The sequence below is a fragment of the Nocardia sp. NPDC052001 genome, from assembly GCF_040680615.1.
Taxonomy (GTDB): Bacteria; Actinomycetota; Actinomycetes; order Mycobacteriales; family Mycobacteriaceae; genus Nocardia.
Genome location: NZ_JBFAXC010000015.1, coordinates 130089 through 146853 on the forward strand (window position 1 = coordinate 130089; position 16765 = coordinate 146853).

Annotated in this window: 15 protein-coding genes and 1 pseudogene; 6 read left to right on the forward strand and 10 right to left on the reverse strand. The window is 65.1% G+C overall.

Translation table 11 applies throughout. The features are described from left to right. Positions 1 to 167 precede the first annotated feature (167 nt). The 3 genes from AB0L82_RS39470 to AB0L82_RS39480 all read left to right on the forward strand — a co-directional run bounded on the left by AB0L82_RS39470 (position 168) and on the right by AB0L82_RS39480 (position 3744). Positions 168 to 1409, forward strand: coding sequence for an amidohydrolase (locus AB0L82_RS39470; RefSeq protein WP_364649080.1), 1242 nt, complete (start codon positions 168 to 170; stop codon positions 1407 to 1409). A gap of 158 nt (positions 1410 to 1567) precedes the next feature. Continuing rightward, a complete protein-coding gene (secY, locus tag AB0L82_RS39475) occupies positions 1568 to 2887 on the forward strand; it encodes a preprotein translocase subunit SecY (RefSeq protein ID WP_364649083.1) in 1320 nt (439 codons plus the stop codon). A 17-nt stretch (positions 2888 to 2904) separates the two neighbouring features. Beyond that, entirely contained in the window at positions 2905 to 3744 is an 840-nt protein-coding gene (locus AB0L82_RS39480) for a response regulator transcription factor (protein ID WP_364649086.1), read from the forward strand. A gap of 19 nt (positions 3745 to 3763) precedes the next feature. On the opposite strand, the gene AB0L82_RS39485 is transcribed toward AB0L82_RS39480, so the two are convergent. From AB0L82_RS39485 to AB0L82_RS39505, 5 genes are all read right to left on the reverse strand, one after another. Continuing rightward, complete coding sequence (locus AB0L82_RS39485; protein WP_364649089.1) at positions 3764 to 4741, reverse strand: nucleotidyl transferase AbiEii/AbiGii toxin family protein; 978 nt, start codon at positions 4739 to 4741, stop codon at positions 3764 to 3766. 18 nt (positions 4742 to 4759) lie between these two features. Further along, positions 4760 to 5131, reverse strand: coding sequence for a VOC family protein (locus AB0L82_RS39490; RefSeq protein WP_364649093.1), 372 nt, complete (start codon positions 5129 to 5131; stop codon positions 4760 to 4762). A 175-nt stretch (positions 5132 to 5306) separates the two neighbouring features. Beyond that, positions 5307 to 5744 (reverse strand): GNAT family N-acetyltransferase, encoded by a 438-nt coding sequence (locus AB0L82_RS39495; protein ID WP_364649096.1) that lies wholly within the window; start codon positions 5742 to 5744, stop codon positions 5307 to 5309. 56 nt (positions 5745 to 5800) lie between these two features. Continuing rightward, positions 5801 to 7123, reverse strand: coding sequence for an APC family permease (locus tag AB0L82_RS39500; RefSeq protein ID WP_364649099.1), 1323 nt, complete (start codon positions 7121 to 7123; stop codon positions 5801 to 5803). Between the two features lie 260 nt (positions 7124 to 7383). Further along, positions 7384 to 8409: an alpha/beta hydrolase gene (locus tag AB0L82_RS39505; protein ID WP_364649103.1), complete on the reverse strand. Its 1026-nt coding sequence runs from the start codon at positions 8407 to 8409 to the stop codon at positions 7384 to 7386. A gap of 109 nt (positions 8410 to 8518) precedes the next feature. Here AB0L82_RS39505 and AB0L82_RS39510 point away from each other — a divergent pair, with 109 nt between their 5' ends. Further along, a complete protein-coding gene (locus AB0L82_RS39510) occupies positions 8519 to 9100 on the forward strand; it encodes an XRE family transcriptional regulator (RefSeq protein WP_364649106.1) in 582 nt (193 codons plus the stop codon). A gap of 16 nt (positions 9101 to 9116) precedes the next feature. On the opposite strand, the gene AB0L82_RS39515 is transcribed toward AB0L82_RS39510, so the two are convergent. The 4 genes and pseudogenes from AB0L82_RS39515 to AB0L82_RS39530 form a co-directional block, all read right to left on the reverse strand. After that, positions 9117 to 10070 (reverse strand): SDR family NAD(P)-dependent oxidoreductase, encoded by a 954-nt coding sequence (locus tag AB0L82_RS39515; RefSeq protein ID WP_364649109.1) that lies wholly within the window; start codon positions 10068 to 10070, stop codon positions 9117 to 9119. 73 nt (positions 10071 to 10143) lie between these two features. After that, the gene (locus tag AB0L82_RS39520) at positions 10144 to 10899 is read right to left on the reverse strand and encodes a class I SAM-dependent methyltransferase (protein WP_364649112.1); all 756 of its coding nucleotides are present in this window, start codon (positions 10897 to 10899) and stop codon (positions 10144 to 10146) included. 127 nt (positions 10900 to 11026) lie between these two features. Next, the gene (tnpB, locus tag AB0L82_RS39525) at positions 11027 to 12484 is read right to left on the reverse strand and encodes an IS607 family element RNA-guided endonuclease TnpB (RefSeq protein WP_364649115.1); all 1458 of its coding nucleotides are present in this window, start codon (positions 12482 to 12484) and stop codon (positions 11027 to 11029) included. After that, positions 12484 to 12615: pseudogene (locus AB0L82_RS39530) on the reverse strand (IS607 family transposase); the annotation flags it as partial. The gene tnpB and the pseudogene AB0L82_RS39530, both read right to left, overlap by 1 nt. A 248-nt stretch (positions 12616 to 12863) precedes the next feature. Between AB0L82_RS39530 and AB0L82_RS39535 the strand changes: the two are divergent. Next, complete coding sequence (locus AB0L82_RS39535; protein WP_364649118.1) at positions 12864 to 13355, forward strand: hypothetical protein; 492 nt, start codon at positions 12864 to 12866, stop codon at positions 13353 to 13355. Between the two features lie 12 nt (positions 13356 to 13367). Here AB0L82_RS39535 and AB0L82_RS39540 read toward each other — a convergent pair whose 3' ends face one another. Next, the gene (locus tag AB0L82_RS39540) at positions 13368 to 15023 is read right to left on the reverse strand and encodes a hypothetical protein (RefSeq protein WP_364649121.1); all 1656 of its coding nucleotides are present in this window, start codon (positions 15021 to 15023) and stop codon (positions 13368 to 13370) included. Positions 15024 to 15156: 133 nt separating this feature from the next. Between AB0L82_RS39540 and AB0L82_RS39545 the strand changes: the two genes are divergently transcribed. Next, positions 15157 to 16674 carry an acyl-CoA carboxylase subunit beta gene (locus tag AB0L82_RS39545; protein WP_364649139.1) on the forward strand — a complete coding sequence of 506 codons (1518 nt, stop codon included), beginning with the start codon at positions 15157 to 15159 and terminating at the stop codon, positions 16672 to 16674. Positions 16675 to 16765: the final 91 nt, after the last annotated feature.

A 16765-nucleotide genomic window follows, 5' to 3' on the forward strand; every position in this document is an offset into this window, starting at 1 on the left:
GTACTGAATTCACCCGCACTCCAACCCTTCCGGTCGTATGCAGATCCGGATTCGCTTTGGGAGCTATGCCGCTTCCGCCCGTTCGGGGCGGGTGAATGTGATGTGATCGAAGACTGCTATCCGGTAGCAATCGGACTTTGGTCCTCGTCCCGGGAAAGGTGGCACCCGTGTCCACATCCGACGCGCAAAAGGTTCTGAAGGGTCTCGAGGGGATTCGCTCCGACGTGGAGGGGTACTACCGGAGACTGCATACCCATCCAGAGCTCGGGATGATGGAAGTCGAGACCGCTGGCCTGGTTGCGAAGCTGTTGCGCGAGTGGGGATTCGAGGTGGTCGAAAGGATCGGCAGGACCGGGGTTGTCGGAATTCTGCGCAATGGGCCGGGGCCGTGCGTGCTGGCTCGCGCGGATATGGACGCGCTGCCGGTGCGGGAGGAGACGGGGCTGTCGTATGCCAGCACGGTGACCGGAAGGGATCGGTTCGGCAATGAGTTTCCGGTGATGCACGCATGCGGGCATGATCTTCATACCGCCGGGTTGTTGGGTGCGGCACGGTTGATGGCCTCGGCGCGGGACATGTGGCAGGGCACGCTCGAGGTGTTGTTCCAGCCGGGGGAGGAGACCGGGGCGGGGGCCGCGGGAATGGTCGCCGATGGGTTGACCGATCGGATTCCGGCGCCGGATGTGGCGCTGGCACAGCATGTTCTGCCGTTTCGGGCCGGGGAGGTGAAGATCTGTCCCGGGCCTTTCCTATCGTCGGCGCAGTTGTTCGACATCACGATCCACGGGCGCGGGGCGCACGGTTCGATGCCCGAGGCGGCGATCGATCCGGTGGTGATCGCGGCCTCGACGGTGCTGGCGCTGCAGACGATCGTCTCGCGGGAGTTGGCCGCCAAGACACCGGCGTCGCTGACCGTGGGCAAGATTCGTGCGGGCAACGCGGGCAATGTCATTGCCGATACCGCGGAGTTGCAGCTCAGCACACGGTCGTACGATGACGGCACCCGCGCGCATTTCGAGGCGTCGATTCGGCGGATCGTGGACGCGGTGGCGCAGGCGGCGGGGGTGCAGAAGAAGCCGGATGTGGTGAAAATCGTCGATACCGAACCGGTGATCAATGATCCGGAGGTCAGTGGCAAGGTCGCTGCTGCGTTCGCCGAATTCTTCGGTGCCGCTTATGCGCAGACGGGGTCCACGACACCCAGCGAGGATTTTCCGGAGATCCCCAAGGCGTTCGGAGTGCCGTATCTGTACTGGGTGATCGGCTGCACCGATTCGGCGCTGTTCGACAGCGGCAAGGCCATTCCGACCAACCACAGTCCGCAGTTCGCCCCGGCCCTGCAACCCACGCTCGATACCGGCGTGCAGGCGATGGTCGTGGCATTTCTGGTCTGGCTCGGGAAGAGCTGACGGCCCGCGATTCCCCCGATCGAGGGAGGCGGAAGTCCGCCCTGCGGGCGACGTGTGCGAGGGTCGGTGGTCCGTAGCGTCGAGGGTCCCGGCAGGCTCGACGCTGATCATTCATAGCGGGATTCGCCTGTGCAACAGCCACGTTCACAGGAGGATCCTTGCTTTCCGCCCTCGCGCCCGCTTTGCGGACCCCGGATCTGCGGCGGAAGATTCTGCTCACACTCGGGCTGCTCGCGCTGTATCGGCTCGGGGCGACTTTGCCGTCGCCCGGGGTCGACTACAAGGGGGTGCGCGGTTGTGTCGACAACGCGTCCGGTGGGCAATCGGGTGGGATCTATCAGCTGATCAGTTTGTTCTCCGGCGGGGCGCTGTTGCAGCTCACCGTGTTCGCGATCGGGATCATGCCGTACATCACCGCGAGCATCATCACCCAGTTGCTGGCCGTGGTGATTCCGCGGTTCGAGGAGTTGCGCAAGGAGGGGCAGACCGGGCAGAACAAGATCACGCAGTACACCCGGTATCTGTCTGTCGCACTGGCGGTGTTGCAGGCGTCGACGCTGGTGGCGCTGGCCGGTCATGGGCAGCTGCTGCCGGGGTGCGATAAGTCCGTGCTGGCGGATAGTTCGCTGTTCTCGATGATCATCATCGTGCTCGTCATGACCGCCGGTGCGGCGCTGACCATGTGGTTCGGCGAGCTGATCACCGAGCGCGGTGTGGGAAACGGGATGTCGCTGTTGATCTTCGCCGGTATCGCGGCGCGGATTCCTACGCAGGGCATGGCAATTCTGGACAGTCAGGGCGTGCTGGTTTTCGCCGGGATCTGCGGTGCGGCATTGCTGACGATCGTCGGGGTGGTGTTCGTGGAGCAGGGGCAGCGGCGGATTCCGGTGCAGTATGCCAAACGCGTGGTGGGGCGCAAGATGTATGGCGGGTCGTCGACGTATCTGCCGTTGAAGGTGAATCAGGCCGGGGTGATTCCGGTGATCTTCGCGTCCTCGCTGCTGTATCTGCCGAATCTGTTGGCGCAGTTGACTCGGAGCGATTCGGGGAATCCGGTTATGTGGCAGGTGTGGATTACGAAGTACCTGGTCAATCCGAGCAGTCCGGTGTATGTCGGGGTCTACTTCGCGATGATCGTGTTCTTCACCTACTTCTATGTCGCGATCACCTTCAATCCGGAGGAGCGCGCGGATGAGATGAAGAAGTACGCCGGGTTCATACCCGGGTATCGCCCGGGGAAGCCGACCTCGGACTACCTCAGCCATGTGCTGAGCCGCATCACGCTGCCCGGGTCGCTCTACCTCGGTGTAGTCGCGGTGCTACCGAACCTGCTGTTGCACTTCGGAGCTACTGATACCACCCAAACTCTGGCGCTCGGCGGCACATCGGTGCTGATCGTGGTGAGTGTCGGCCTCGATACGGTCAAACAAATCGAAAGCCAGCTGTTGAACCGGAACTATGAAGGTTTCCTGCGCTGACCCTAAGGTCGGAAGGTATGGCCACGAATACATCGGGACGTCCACTGCTGCGGGCCGCGTCATCACTGGCGGTTGCCGTCACCGCGGCGACGCTGACGGTCAGCGGAACGGTCGGGAACGCGCCGCTGCCCGCTCCCGTCGAGGTCGCCAGCCTCGCCGAGCACACGCCCGCGGCCCCCGATGCCGCATCGCTGTCGGCGATTTCGGTGCTGATCGCCGACGGACATCTGGTGTTTCGATCGGGCCTGCGCTCGGTGATCAGCGGCCAGCCCGATATCGAATGCGTCGCCGAGGTCGGTGACGGCGTGGCCGCCCTCCGCGAAATCCAGCGCCTGCAACCCGATGTGGCTCTGATCTCGCTGGACATGCCGGGCCTCGAGGCCGCCGCGACCGCACCCGAGAGCCCCACCCGCATCCTCACCCTCACGAACCACGAATCCGACGAAAACCTGTACCGTGCAATGAGTCTCGGTGCGACCGGATTCCTCAGCAAAACGCTGCCCTCGGCGGGCCTGCTCTCGGCCATCCGCACCGCGGCCCACGGCACCGCCCTCATCGACCCCAGCCTGACCCGACGCCTGATGGCCCGCCTCGCCACCGGAATCGACCCCTTCCCGGTAGCCCCCGAACTCGAATCCCTCACCGCCCGTGAACATCAGGTCCTGCTCCTGATAGCCAACGCCTACACCAACCCCGAAATCGCCCGCATCCTCGGTGTAGGCGAACAGACAGTCAAAACCCACGTCTCCAACGTCTTGGCCAAACTAGGCGTCCGCGACCGAGTCCACGCCGCCGTCTATGCCCACACCCGCCGCATCGTCCCGCGCGAGGTCATGCTGCCCGGTCTACGCGCTTGAATTCTCGGCTTCGAGGGGCCTAGGCGTCGGCACCGCGAGTCGTTTTCCGCACTGCGAGAGCAAGATTCGGTTCGAGGGCTCGAACCAGCCGGTCGAGCCAGTCGCCGAGCTCGCCGCTAACGCCAGGGTGGCTAGCGCGGAAATCGGTCCAGTCGACTTCCCAATCCCGCATGGCGGTGGGAGTGAGGTCGCGAGTTCTGGTACCGAGAACTGTGCGCAGTAGTCGGGCGGTGAGTGCGGTGTGCGGGGATTCGGCCAGCAGGACCGCGTCGTAGAGATCCTTGCCGTTCGCGTGGCCGGATTCGGTCGCATCGGTGTGCAGCCAGAGTAGTTTCCATGCCAGGGATAGTTCTCTGGAGGCGGTTGGGACCGGGGTTGGTGGGCGACCGTCGGCGCGGGGGACCGCGGTCCACACGGGTGGATCGGGCAGGGTGTGGTCGACGGCGAAATCCAGGTGTAGCTGGCCGGATCCGTAATCCTCGCTGTCCCACGGCACGATCAGTCTGGTGCCGGTGCTGCCGTAGCTGTCGAAATACGGCCATTGTTCGTCGGTGTGAATGCCGCGGGCATTGAGCGTGACGTCATCACTGGCGAAAGGATCGCATGAGATGGCGGCGGTCAAATCATCCTGTAGCGAAGGGCGTTCGAATTCATCGGCGCGGATCCACCGCAAGCCGTCCGGGGGAAGTTTCGGGCGCAGGCCGAAGGTGTCGAAGTCTTCGTCGGTCCAGATCTCGGCGCGGGCAGCGCCGTCGTCGGCCTCCGGCCATTGTTGAACCGTTTCGATGGAGTCCAGGAACGGGTAGGGGTCGAGGGGATCGCAGAACTGCGGTTCGAGCACGATCCAGTCGAGATCGCCCGGCGGTCGAGCCTCGGGTCCGAGCCACGCCAGCAGAGTCATACTGCCGCGCAACACCATTCCAGCGCCCCAGTCCGAATTGGCCACCACGGCCAGGACATGATCCAGCGCAACCCGATGCGGATCAGCAGTGGCCATAATTCGAAGCTCGTACCACTAGACGCTGGGCGGAACCGTCAAGCAGAACGGATGCCCCGACGGATCCAACAGCACCCGCCACCGATCCGGCGCAGGCTGAAACTCCGGCTTCACCGCCCCGAGCGCAACCGCCGCCTCCTCCCCGCTATCCAGTTCTGCCACAAACAGTTCCATATGCATCTGCTTGGGAACCTTGTTCCCTGGCCAATCCGGCGGCACATGATCGGCCACCCGCTCGATCGTCAGCATCACCCCGTCCCCGCGCATCACAACCACATCCTCGGTCTCATACCGAATCTCGAACCCCAGCAACGCTTGATAGAACTGCCCGAGCTCATGCGGATCTTTGCTGTCGAGCGAGATCGCCCCGAACTTGGCTATACCGGCCATCGTTCCCCCAGGAACTCATTGCTCCGAGTCTCGCCCCGAGAGCGTCATCACCTGCCTACCACAAACGGCAAGCACGAGCGGTGCGCGGTTCCTCGACTCAGCCTCGCCATCATGACGAGTGAAGCTATTGCTGCATATAGGTCTTTGACACTTACCAAGTAGGTGGGAAAGGGAATCAGTCGAGTGGGATGAAGCGGTAGACGCGGGAGTCTCGGGGGTGGAAGTCGAGGCGTTCGTAGAGGTGGTTGGCGGCGGTTCGGGAGGGCCGGGAGGTTAGGTCGAGGGTTCGGGCGCCGGCGGCGGTTGCGCGGGACTTGGCGGCTTCGATCAGGAGGGCGCCTACGCCTTGGCCGCGGGCGGCGTCGTCTACTACGACGTCTTCTACGCGGGCTCGGAGGCCCGAGGGGAGGGCGAACATCACCAGAGTTAGTGTGCCGACTATTTTTTCGTCGCTTCGGGCTATGAGGACGGTGGTTGCGTCGGCGGTGGCGAGGTGGGTCAGGGCTGTTCGGTCGAGGCGGGGGGCCGTTGTCGAGAGTTGGGGGAGGAGGCGGTCGAATGCTTCGACGATCTCGTCATCGACCACGGTCAGGGGTTCCACGGTGACAGCCACCTGGGCACTGTACTTGCCGGTGGGCCCCGAATCGATCGTTTGGCGACGCACCGGCACTACCGCCGCTCGTCCGATCCCGGCAGCTTCGAGGACTCCTCCGAACGCGGCTGGGTGGGCGAGCCGATAACGCCCCGCAATACGTAGATCGCGCCACCGAATGCGATGACCAGCGCACCGAAGAGCACTGAAACCCGTGGCAACGTGAATGCCAAAGCGAGACAACCGATCAGCCCGAGGATGGGGATCAGTCTGGGTGGACGGCGCTCGGCTGCGGTCAGAGTCCAGGCGGCGGCATTGGCGATGGCGTAGTAGAGCAGCACACCGAAAGAGGAGAACCCGATCGCCGCCCGCAGATCGGTTGTGGCCGAAGCGATTGCCACTACCGCACCGACGGCGAGTTCGGCGCGATGAGGGACCTGGAACCGTGGATGCACGGCCGCGAGCACTGAAGGCAGGTGTCGATCCCGGGCCATGGCGAGCGTGGTGCGTGAGACGCCCAGGATCAACGCCAGCAGCGAACCCAGCGCCGCGATCGCCGCACCGATCCGCACGACCGGGACCAACCATTCGTGACCGGAAGCCCGCACCAACTCCGTCAGCGGCGCCGTCGCGGTCGAAAGTTGTTGCGGTCCAAGGACGAGCAGGGCCGCGACCGCGACCGTCGCATAGACGAGCAAGGTGATGCCCAGCGCTGCGGGGATGGCGCGGGGGATCGTGCGCTCGGGATCGCGGACTTCTTCGCCGAGGGTCGCGATGCGCGCGTATCCGGCGAACGCGAAGAACAACAGGCCCGCCGCCTGCATGATGCCGGTGACGGTGGTGTCACCGCGGATCTCGAGCCGCGCGGTGTCGGTATGTCCGCTGGTGAACGCGGCAGTGACCACCGCTGCCAGCACCGCCAGCACCACCCCGACAATCACCCGGGTCAGCCACGCGGACTTCTGGATTCCGCCGTAGTTCACTGCGGTCAGAGCGACCACCGCCGCCACCGCGACCGCATGCGCGTGCCCGGGCCAGAGATAGGTGCCGACCGTCAACGCCATCGCCGCACACGAGGCACTCTTGCCGACGATGAAACTCCAGCCCGCCAGATAGCCCCAGAATTCGCCGAGCCGCTCGCGGCCGTAGACGTAGGTGCCACCGGAGGCCGGATAGCGGGCTGCCAGGCGCGCGGAGGATGTCGCATTGCAGTATGCGACCACACCCGCGACGACCAGACCCACCAGCAAACCCGAGCCGGCCGCGTGCGCGGCCGGACCGAGCGATGCGAATATCCCCGCCCCGATCATCGCGCCGAGCCCGACCACCACCGCATCGCCGGTGCCGAGGCTGCGAGCGAGCTGCCCCGCAGACGAACCGGGGGACGCACTATCGGTCACGCGTTGCTCCTCACCATCGACGACACGGCGCGACCCTAGCCGGTGACAGCACGTGCTGCCACCGGTGGTCTGCGGCGACGTGTGAGGTCACCGCCATGATCACAGTCGACGAGATCTCATGAAGATCGGAGATGACAGACCGAGCAATCCAGGACCCACCCGTTCCACGGTGCCGTTGAGCAGTCGCCCGGATGAGGGTGCGGGGCAGTGGACCGCGCTGCGATCGGGGAGGCCACCCGCCCGCGCTCTCATGGAGAATCTCAGTCGAGGAACCGTTCGAGCTCCGCGGTGACGAACTCGGGATTCTCCTCGACCAGCCAGTGTCCCGCGTGCGGAACATCAACGGCCCGAACGATATTGCTCATGCGTGGTGCGACCGTGGCGCGAATCGCGTCGAGTTGTCCCTGGGCGGTCATGATCAGCGTCGGGACCGCTGTCGGGGCGTCAGCCACGGTGTCGCGGACATCGACGTCGAGCGCGCGGTAGAGCTCGAATCCACCCGCCAAGGCCGATGGCCGGTTGTAGGTGCGCGCGAATTCGTCGATGTCGGCATCGGTGAAGGGGGAGCCCTGGGAGGTGCCGCCGAATGCGGTGCCACCGAAGGAGACCTGCGGATAGAACATCGCCAGATACTCGCGGACATGGTCGCCGACGATCGCTTCGGGAACTCGGCGCTGGGAGTGAAAAGCGATGTGCCAGCTCAACGTTCGATAGGTGGGCGCGTCGATCGCGGGGCCGGGGAGCGGTAGGTCGAGGTAACCGAGGCGGGCGGTGTCGGCGGGGAACTGGTCGGCGTATTGGAAGGCGACCGCGGCTCCGAAGTCGTGACCCACGACCCGCGCGTCCCGCACGCCGAGCCGGTCGGCGATCAGGGTGTGCACGTACCGGGCGAGGGTGGCCTTGTCGTAGCCCGCGGGTGTGCCGACGCTGTCACCGAGACCCGGGAGATCGATCGCGTAGACCGTATGGTGCTCGGCGAGCGCGGGCATGATCGGCCACCAGCCGTACCAGGTTTGCGGCCAGCCGTGGATCAGTACCACCGGGGTGCCCTTGCCGCCGGTCACATAGTGCATGCGGACGCCGTCGACGTCGGTGAATTCGTGTCGGAAAGTGTTCTCGAACCGGGGATCGTCGTGGGTGGCGGCAGCGTAGGAAGGGACCGCTGGTGGTGCGGTGGAGCAGGCCGCGGCCGCCATCGTCAATAACAACGCCAGGGCGATCGCGATGACCGCGCGCCCCGCTCTCAGCACCCCCCGAATCTCGTTACGGCACTTGCTGTTTGACACGCTGTCCTCCTGAGCGGGTGCGGATCCGGCGATACGCCGGAATGGCCTCAGTCTCGGTCGGCACACCCCGATCTGGCACGCGAACTTGCGGTTTCGGCAAGATAGATGCGTGGACTTCGATACCGATGAGGTGCTCGACGCGGTCGGCCCGCGCCTGCGCGCACTACGCCGCGAGCGCGGCATCACCCTCGCCGCCCTCGCGGCGACGACCGGCGTTTCCGAGAGCACACTGTCCCGGCTCGAGAGCGGCCAACGCCGAGCCACCCTCGAACTGCTGCTTCCGCTTTCTCGCACCTATGACGTGCCATTGGATGATCTCGTCGGCGCGCCCCGTACCGGCGATCCCCGCATCCATCTCAAACCGATCCACCGATCGGGGATGATCTTCGTGCCGCTGTCGCGGCGACCGGGTGGTGTGCACGCGTTCAAGATGATGATTCCCGCACGTCCGGCGCCACTGGAGCCGACGCCACAGACACACGACGGCTTCGAATGGCTGTACGTGCTCAACGGCCATCTTCGATTGCTGGTCGGCACCCGCGATCTGACCCTGCCGCCCGGCGAGGCCGCCGAATTCGACACCTCGGTACCGCACTGGCTGGGCAGCGCCGATGGTGGAGCGGTCGAACTGCTCATCCTGTTCGGGCCGCAAGGGCTCCGATCACATGTGCACACCGGCTCGCAGGGGTGAGCGTCCTCGGCGGCCGCTATCGGCGCGGTGCGTGCGAGGTATTGGGCACTGCCGCAGAATCGAACGGGTCGACACCGGTGAGTGCCGCACTGGCGGACCATAATTCGGCAGCAGTGTCGAGGTCGGTCATGTGCGGGCGCGGCGTTTCCCGATGCGGCCGTCCACGGAGACCGAAAACCCTTGGCCCCCATAGCTCTCCGCCGGAGATATCGGGATCCAGCACGGCGCGAACGATGGGGTGCGCGCCCGCGTCTTTGCCGTGCAGTGCGAGCCTGGCGGGCAGTCCACTCAAGCGTTGCGCTGTGGTGCGCGCGAATATCGGTGGCCGTGCCGGAGTCAACGCGTCCAGCGCACCACCGGGGTGCACGACAATGCTCGCCGTCTCGGCGTCGAGAGTTCGCAACCGGCGATCGAGCTCGAAGCCGAACAGCATCTGCGCCAGCTTGGATCGCCCATAGGTGCGCTTGGATCGGTAGTCGTGTTCGGATTCGAGATCGGCGAGATCGAGCCGCTCCGACCGAGCCGCGAAGCTACCCACGGTGATCACCCGACTGCCACGGGCAGCGGAAAGCAATGGCGCGAGGTGCGCGACCAGCGCGAAATGCCCGAGATGGTTCGTGGCGAACATCAATTCGTGGCCCTGAGCGCTCAGACGGCGTTCCGGACCGGACAGCAGGACACCGGCGTTGAGCACGACAGCGTCCAGGGCGTCGACGCCGAGCGCGTCCACGGTCGCGGGCAGCGACTCCAGATTCGCCAAATCCACGCGCACCTGACGAACCCGAGCTCCGTCGACCCGAGCCCGAATCGCGGCCGTGGCCAGCTCCGCCTTGCCCGCATCGCGGCATCCCAGCACCACTGTCGCCCCGGCGGCCGCGAGCTGCTCCGCGGCGAAATACCCGATCCCCGTATTGGCACCGGTCACCAGAACGGTCTTTCCATCGGCGCGATAGCCGCTCTCCCACGTCATGCCATCAACCCTCAACCCGGGCTCTTGCACCGCCCTCACACCGCGCTGGCGTAGGTCTTCTCCAGGCAACGGATCAGTCGCGATGAAGGACGAAGAACAGGAATGCCAGGAAGCTCGAACCGGTTACCTGGCCGAACACCTCGGGGAACAGTTCACGGGCGGCGGGCGTGGCAGGTGGTTCGCTGATGACATCGATGTGCAGACCCGCGGCGATGAAGGCATCGGTCATCGCGTGCAGGGGCCGGTCCCAGAAGCTCAGCGTCGCGGTCTGCCCGCCCATGGTCCATTCCTCGACACGGTTGCGGGTATCGAAATAGTCGTTCTTCCGCCCGTCGGCGCGTTCGGCAAGATGGATCGCGAATGGGTGCTCGACCGAGACGATGAGGCGGCCGCCGGGCCGCAGCACCCGGCGCAGTTCCGCCAGCGCCGGTCCCCAGTCGCGTAGATAGTGCAGGACCAGGGACGCGACGATGTCATCGAACGCGGCATCCGGAAAAGGCAGTGGCTCAGCCAGATCGGCGATACGCAGATCCGCATCGGGTCCCAGCCGCAGCCGGGCCTGCTCCAACATCCTTGCGCTGGCGTCGATTCCGGTCATGATGGCCCCGCGATCGCGCAACTCGGCGAACAGCGGCCCCGCCCCGCACCCGGCATCGAGAATCCGTCGGCCCTCGACATCGTCTGCCAGCTCCAGCATTGCGGGCCGCTCGTAGTACGCGTTCAGCAGACTGTTCTCGTTCTCGGCGGTATACCCCTCGACGATACTCTCGTAGTCGCTGGTGTGCGCGGAATCAGCTGGGAGCGAACGGCTTTCCGGAGTCGGATGCATCGCTCCATAGTGCCGTGGCCGAAGTCGATGTGCGGGAGCGATGTTAAATGGCTCCATGACGATCGAGATCAACAACGCGGCGAGCCGTTGCCTTCTGGTGAGCAATTGTGAGTATTGCTCGAATCCATCAGGCAGCCGTACCTTGCGGTACGGCGGTCCCGGTCCGATCAACCATCTGGTTGTGCCGGGTTGACGCTTCCTCGCCTGCTGCGTTGACCACTGTCGTGGTCGCGGACTCCTGCCTGACTCCACGTCCGTTTCCAGTCCTGTGACTGGCGGCCGGGCCACTCCCGGTACCGGTCCCGCCGAGGCGGGCGAGGTTGATCGCGGCATTGAGATCACGGTCGATCACCACACCGCAGTGCTCACATACATACGTCCGGTCCGCGAGTGTCAGGTTTGGCTTTCCCCTGCCACAGCCGGAACAGGTTTTCGACGAAGGAAAGAAACGGTCGGCCTCCACCAGAACCGAACCGTACCAACGAGTTTTATAGGTCAGCATGCGTCGGATCTCGGCGAGCGCGGCATCAGCGATCGACCGATTCAGCCCCCGCTTGCGGGCACCACCCCCCGCGTGCATACCGGAGACGTTCAAGGTCTCCACCACGATCACCTGATGTCGCTGAGCGAGCTCGGTGGTGGCCTTGTGGAGCACATCGCGCCGCACGGCCGCCGCATGCGCGTGAGTGCGACCGACCCGGCCTTGGGTGCTGCGCCAGCGATTGGACCCCTGCCGCCTGGACTGGGTGACCCGATCGTAGGGGCCGAGCTGCCGCGCTGCGCGGCGCTGGAGCGCGCGTAGTCGTTTCTGGGCGCTGGTCAGGGATTTCGGAGCCCGAACGCGGTCGATTTCGCGGCCATCGGGCGTGGCGATGACCAGCAGTGAATCGGCCTTCACTCCGACGTCGACACCCACCACCGGAGCTCGCGCACCGACATGAGCGGGCACCTCGACCGCTCGGGCGACGAGCGTCTGGAACCCCACATGCCACCGCCCGGCCGCGTCCTGGGCGAGGGTGGCCGAGAGAATCCGCGCGCTGCCGGAGGTGATGCGTCGGTGCAGCTTTCGAGTCGACTCATGGGTTTTGATCCGCCCGATCCGCGGCAACACCACATGGTGACGGTCGGCCTCGACCCTGATGACGCCGGTGGTGAACCGCACCGCCCGTCGTGACCGAGCGGTCTTGAATCGCGGGAACCCGACCGGCTTTCCCGCGCGCTCGCCCGTGCGCGAGTTGTTCCACGCGTCCAGGGCGCGAGCGAGGGAGTCGAGGCCGGAGTTGTATGCCTCTTTCGAGTTCTCGGCCCACCACGGCGCGACCACGCCTTTGCGCTGGTTCCATTGCTTGCGCAACCCGGCCAGCGTCCAGTTCATCGAGGGTGTCAGCCCGGGATCGGCGATGCCGTAGGAGCGTTCGGCAGTGCGCTGGTCCATGACCGCTTTCACCGCACCCAGCATGACGTTGTGGGCTTTGCGGGCACCGCCGGCATGAGAGCGGAACGAGCGTTCCTGGGCTGGGGTCGGGTCCAGGGCGAACCGATACCCCTGCACCACCCAACCGGCAGGGATCTCGAACTTCGCCATCAGATCACCTGTGCCGGTTCGGCTCTGGTGGCGGTGATCGCTCGCAGCGCTCGATTACGCGCACCACGGCGGCCATAAAGACCGGCACACATCCAGGTCAGAACCTCGATCATCTCGCGCACCAGATCATCGGTGGTCTCGCCCAGATCGTCCCGGATTCCAGCCGCCGGGCGGGCACGGGCATCTTGTCCTCCCGGAACCACCGATACGCGGTTTGCGGGTGAACACCGTGTCCACGAGCCCATTCGGCCAGCTTCATACACTCAGTAAAACAGCTATTCGATCACGTTTGCTCACGCATTGCTGAGCTGTTCGTCACCCCTCGCCCGAGTGGCTGGCCGCACGGGTCGGTGGCGATGCATTATGGCGTCCGGCCGAGTTGCCCGAGCGACTCGAGCACGCCGAGTCACGGGCCTTCTTCACCGAGGTGGGATTTCCGGCGGTAGCGATCGACCGCGAGTGGTTCGACTCGGCGGATCTGCCGGAAAAGGGTATGTGGGAAGCGGATCCGGACGAGCTGTTCGGCCGCCGTTACCCCGACGACGATTCTCCGCCCGCCAAGTACGCCTACGGGCTGGGCACCTTCTACGGGGAAATGACCCTGATGCTCGATGGCGAGACGGGCGTGGTGCAGGTCTACGCCCCGAGCGGGTGGGATCACGGCGAGGGCGATCAGGGCATCGCATTCGCCTCGGTGCGCGAGGCGGCGGGTGCGGTGGCGCTGATGGCGACTCTGGCCGCGCCGCTGGAAGATCCGGACTCCGACGCTACCGCGCGCGAGCTGATCGCCGCGATCCGGGCGCACGAGTGGGAGAAGTCCGCCTATTGGGCGTGGGTCGTGGAACGGCTGGAAGAGGACTACCTGAACTGATGCCTCGGCCGTTCAGTTCCGGCCCGAGGTGATGTAGTAGTACATCGGATCGATCATGTCGATGAGACGTTCGATCTCGTTGTCGGTGAAGCGGTTTCGGCGACTGATGGTGATCAGGACCAGGTCGTTGATGGCTTTGGCGATGGTGTCGAATTCGCTCCCGGGAGGCGTGCGTGCGTCATGCGATGGGTGTGCGCGGTTCAGGTCGGCGCCGGCGTCGGCGGCGATCGCACGGAGTACACCTACCGCGCCGCGTGGGCTCGCCGCGGCGGTGTGGTTGTAGAACTGGAGGGCGGCCTGGATGAGGGCGGCCGGGCGGGGGTGGACCAGGGAGCGGTCAGTGACCGTGCGCTCGGCGGGGTGGTTCTCGTCGAGGCTGGTGAGAGCGTGTGCTTTCGCGGTCAGGTAGCGCGCGACGAGGATGTCGCGGACGATGCCGTATTCCGCGGTTCGAAGCATGTCGATCGCCGCCTGTTCATCGCTGTCCAAGGTCGTAGGGACGCGGTCGAATTCGGCGGTGGGGTCCGGGCGAGTGAGATCGTCGAGGTGGAGTAGCGCTCGGATATTGCCTTCGTGGCGCTGGCGTTCCTTGCTGGTTGCGGAGAAGCAGGACAACAACTTTCGCGTGATGCCTTCGATGTTGTCGCCGAAGATGGCGGCGTAGAGCCGGCGGTGTTCGGGATGGCTCGCATACGCCATGTGGATTTGGCGCAGTCCGAGGATGACATCGGCGAGTTCGCTGGCTCGCAGCGTGTCCTGCGGCTCCCGGGCGGCGCTCGGGCCGGAGCCACAGAGTTCGATCAGCGTGGCGGCGATCGTGTGGAGCGAACGCATTTCGCGGTCCGGATCCTCTTCAGCGAGTGCGCGGGCGTGGTCGGCGTGGAATCGTGCCAACTCGTGGTGGAGCCGCCAGCCCAGCGTGTCGGCGAATGTCATCTCGGTTTCCTTGATGGACCGGATTCGGCTCAGGCCGGTGGGCTCGTAATCGGTTTTCCTGCACAGGATTACCTCGGCGGCGGCCGCCGCACGGGTGCAGCGTATCCCCATCATGCAATCCAGGCGGGCCTCCGGATCGACCAGGGCGATTCCCCGGCGCGCCCAGTCTCGGGCCGCGACCACCGGTTGCTGATCCCCGCGCCGGCGCTGTTGTAGGTGACGTTCGGCGAGCTCGGCCGCCCAGAAAAGCATGTCGGAGTGTTCATCGCCGCTCGACGCGTGGTCGAACTGTTCTTCCAGACGAGCGATGTCGTAGTGCCGCGCGGAGAATCGCGCCTCCAGTCGTTGCGCGTCGCCCCGGTCGAGCCGAGTGCTGACGGGCCCGCCGCGTGTGGTGAGATCCGCGATCTGATCCGGGACGGGGCGATCGTCCGCTGTCAGATTTTCGATGACCGCTATCGCGAGCGCTTCGACGGTCTTGAAGTGTTTCCACATGGTGGCCTTGGGAATTGGACCCTCGGTGCCGTCACGCCGAATGTATCCGCGGGCGGTGCCGCACACATCGGCGAGGGTGAGTCGCTCGATCGAATTGCCCGTACGTGGTGAGCCGATGCGTTCCATCATCACCCGTTCGGCGGCGGCGACGATCATCGCTTTGGTGTGTTCTTCGAGGGCGCGGCCCGCGCGCGCCTGGTAACTCGTTGCACCGCTATGCATTGCTGTGGACGACACGGCCTCGAGTTTATTGCAGTACACATAGTTGTGAACCGGTCTATTCCAGCTAGGGTCGGCCCCTGAAGGCGAAACCGGCAGCCCCGGTTCCAGGGAGGACCCATCTGTGACGACCACCGGCGCGAAACATGCATTGCTGCAGCGGAATCTGGCGGAGGCGCACGAACCGACGGGCGCGGCCGGGATCGCCAAGCGAGCGGCGAAGAACATTCCCAGCCCGCGTCAGCGCATCGAAATGCTCTTGGATCCGGGCAGTTTCATCGAGATCGGCGCGCTCGTGCGCGAACCGGGCCGGGCGGATGCTCTCTACGGCGACGGTGTCGTCACCGGCCGGGGCACCGTCGACGGGCGTGCGGTGGTGGTGATTTCGCACGATCAGACCGTGTACGGCGGATCGATCGGAGAGATGTTCGGCCGGAAAGTCGCCGCGGCCATGGATTTGGCGGCCGATGTGGGGTGCGCGTTCGTCGCGATCAATGACTCCGGTGGAGCTCGGGTACAGGACGCGGTGACCTCGCTCAGCTGGTACGCGGCCCTGAGTCGTCGGCAACTGCGTATGTCCGGGGCGGTACCGCAGGTGTCGGTGATGCTGGGCAAATGTGCTGCGGGAGCAGTCTATTCACCGATCAACACCGATGTGCTGATCGCGACCGAATCCGCGTACATGTTCGTGACCGGTCCGGACATCATCCGCGAGACCACCGGGGAGGAGGTCACCCTCGAAGAACTCGGTGGCGCGTTCAACCAAGCCCACAACGGCAATATCCATCACATTGCCGTGGACGAGCGAGCGGCCTTCGACTGGGCGCGAGGGTATCTGAGCTTCATGCCGTCCAACTGCTTCGAGCAACCTCCGGTGGTGAATCCGGGGATCGAACCCGAAATCACCGACAGCGACCGGGAATTGAATACTCTGATTCCCGACTCCGATCGCTCCGGGTACGACATGTACGACGTCCTGGCGAGGATCTTCGACGACGGCGACTGCCACGAAGTCGGTGATGCCGCCGCCCGAAATATCATCACCGGCTTCGCGCGCGTGGACGGCCGCAGCGTCGGCGTGATCGCCAATCAGCCGCTGATGTCCAGCGGTGCGATCGACGCTCGCTGTTCGGACAAGGCGGCGCATTTCATCCGGCTCTGCGACGCGTTCGGTCTCCCACTGATCTTCATCGTCGACACCCCGGGCGTGCTGCCGGGCGTGGAAGAGGAGAAGATCGGCGTCATCAAACGCGGCGGCCGATTCTTTTATGCCGTGGTCGAAGCGACCGTCCCGATCGTCACGGTCATCGTGCGCAAAGCCTATGGCGGCGCGTACGCGGTGATGGGATCCAAACAACTCGGCGGCGATATCAACCTCGCCTGGCCGACCGCCCGCATCGCCGTCATGGGCGCGGAAGCCGCTGTCAGCCTGACCCAACGGCGGCAACTCGCGGCCGTCCCCGAGACCGAGCGACCCGTCCTGCGCCAGCAGCTGATCGACTTCTACAACGCGACCGCGGCAACACCCTGGATAGCCGCCGAACGCGGCTACATCGACGCGGTCATCGAACCCGCTCATACTCGACTGGAGATCCGCAAAGCGCTACGCCTGCTGCGCGACAAGACAATTCGACACGGTCCACGCAAACATCACCTCATGCCGCTCTAGGGCGTGTTTTGAAAGTCAATGCACCGTAGCCACTGGTTGATGGCGGCGATGTGGATCGTGGCCAGGTAGCGGACGGCGAGTTTGTCGAATC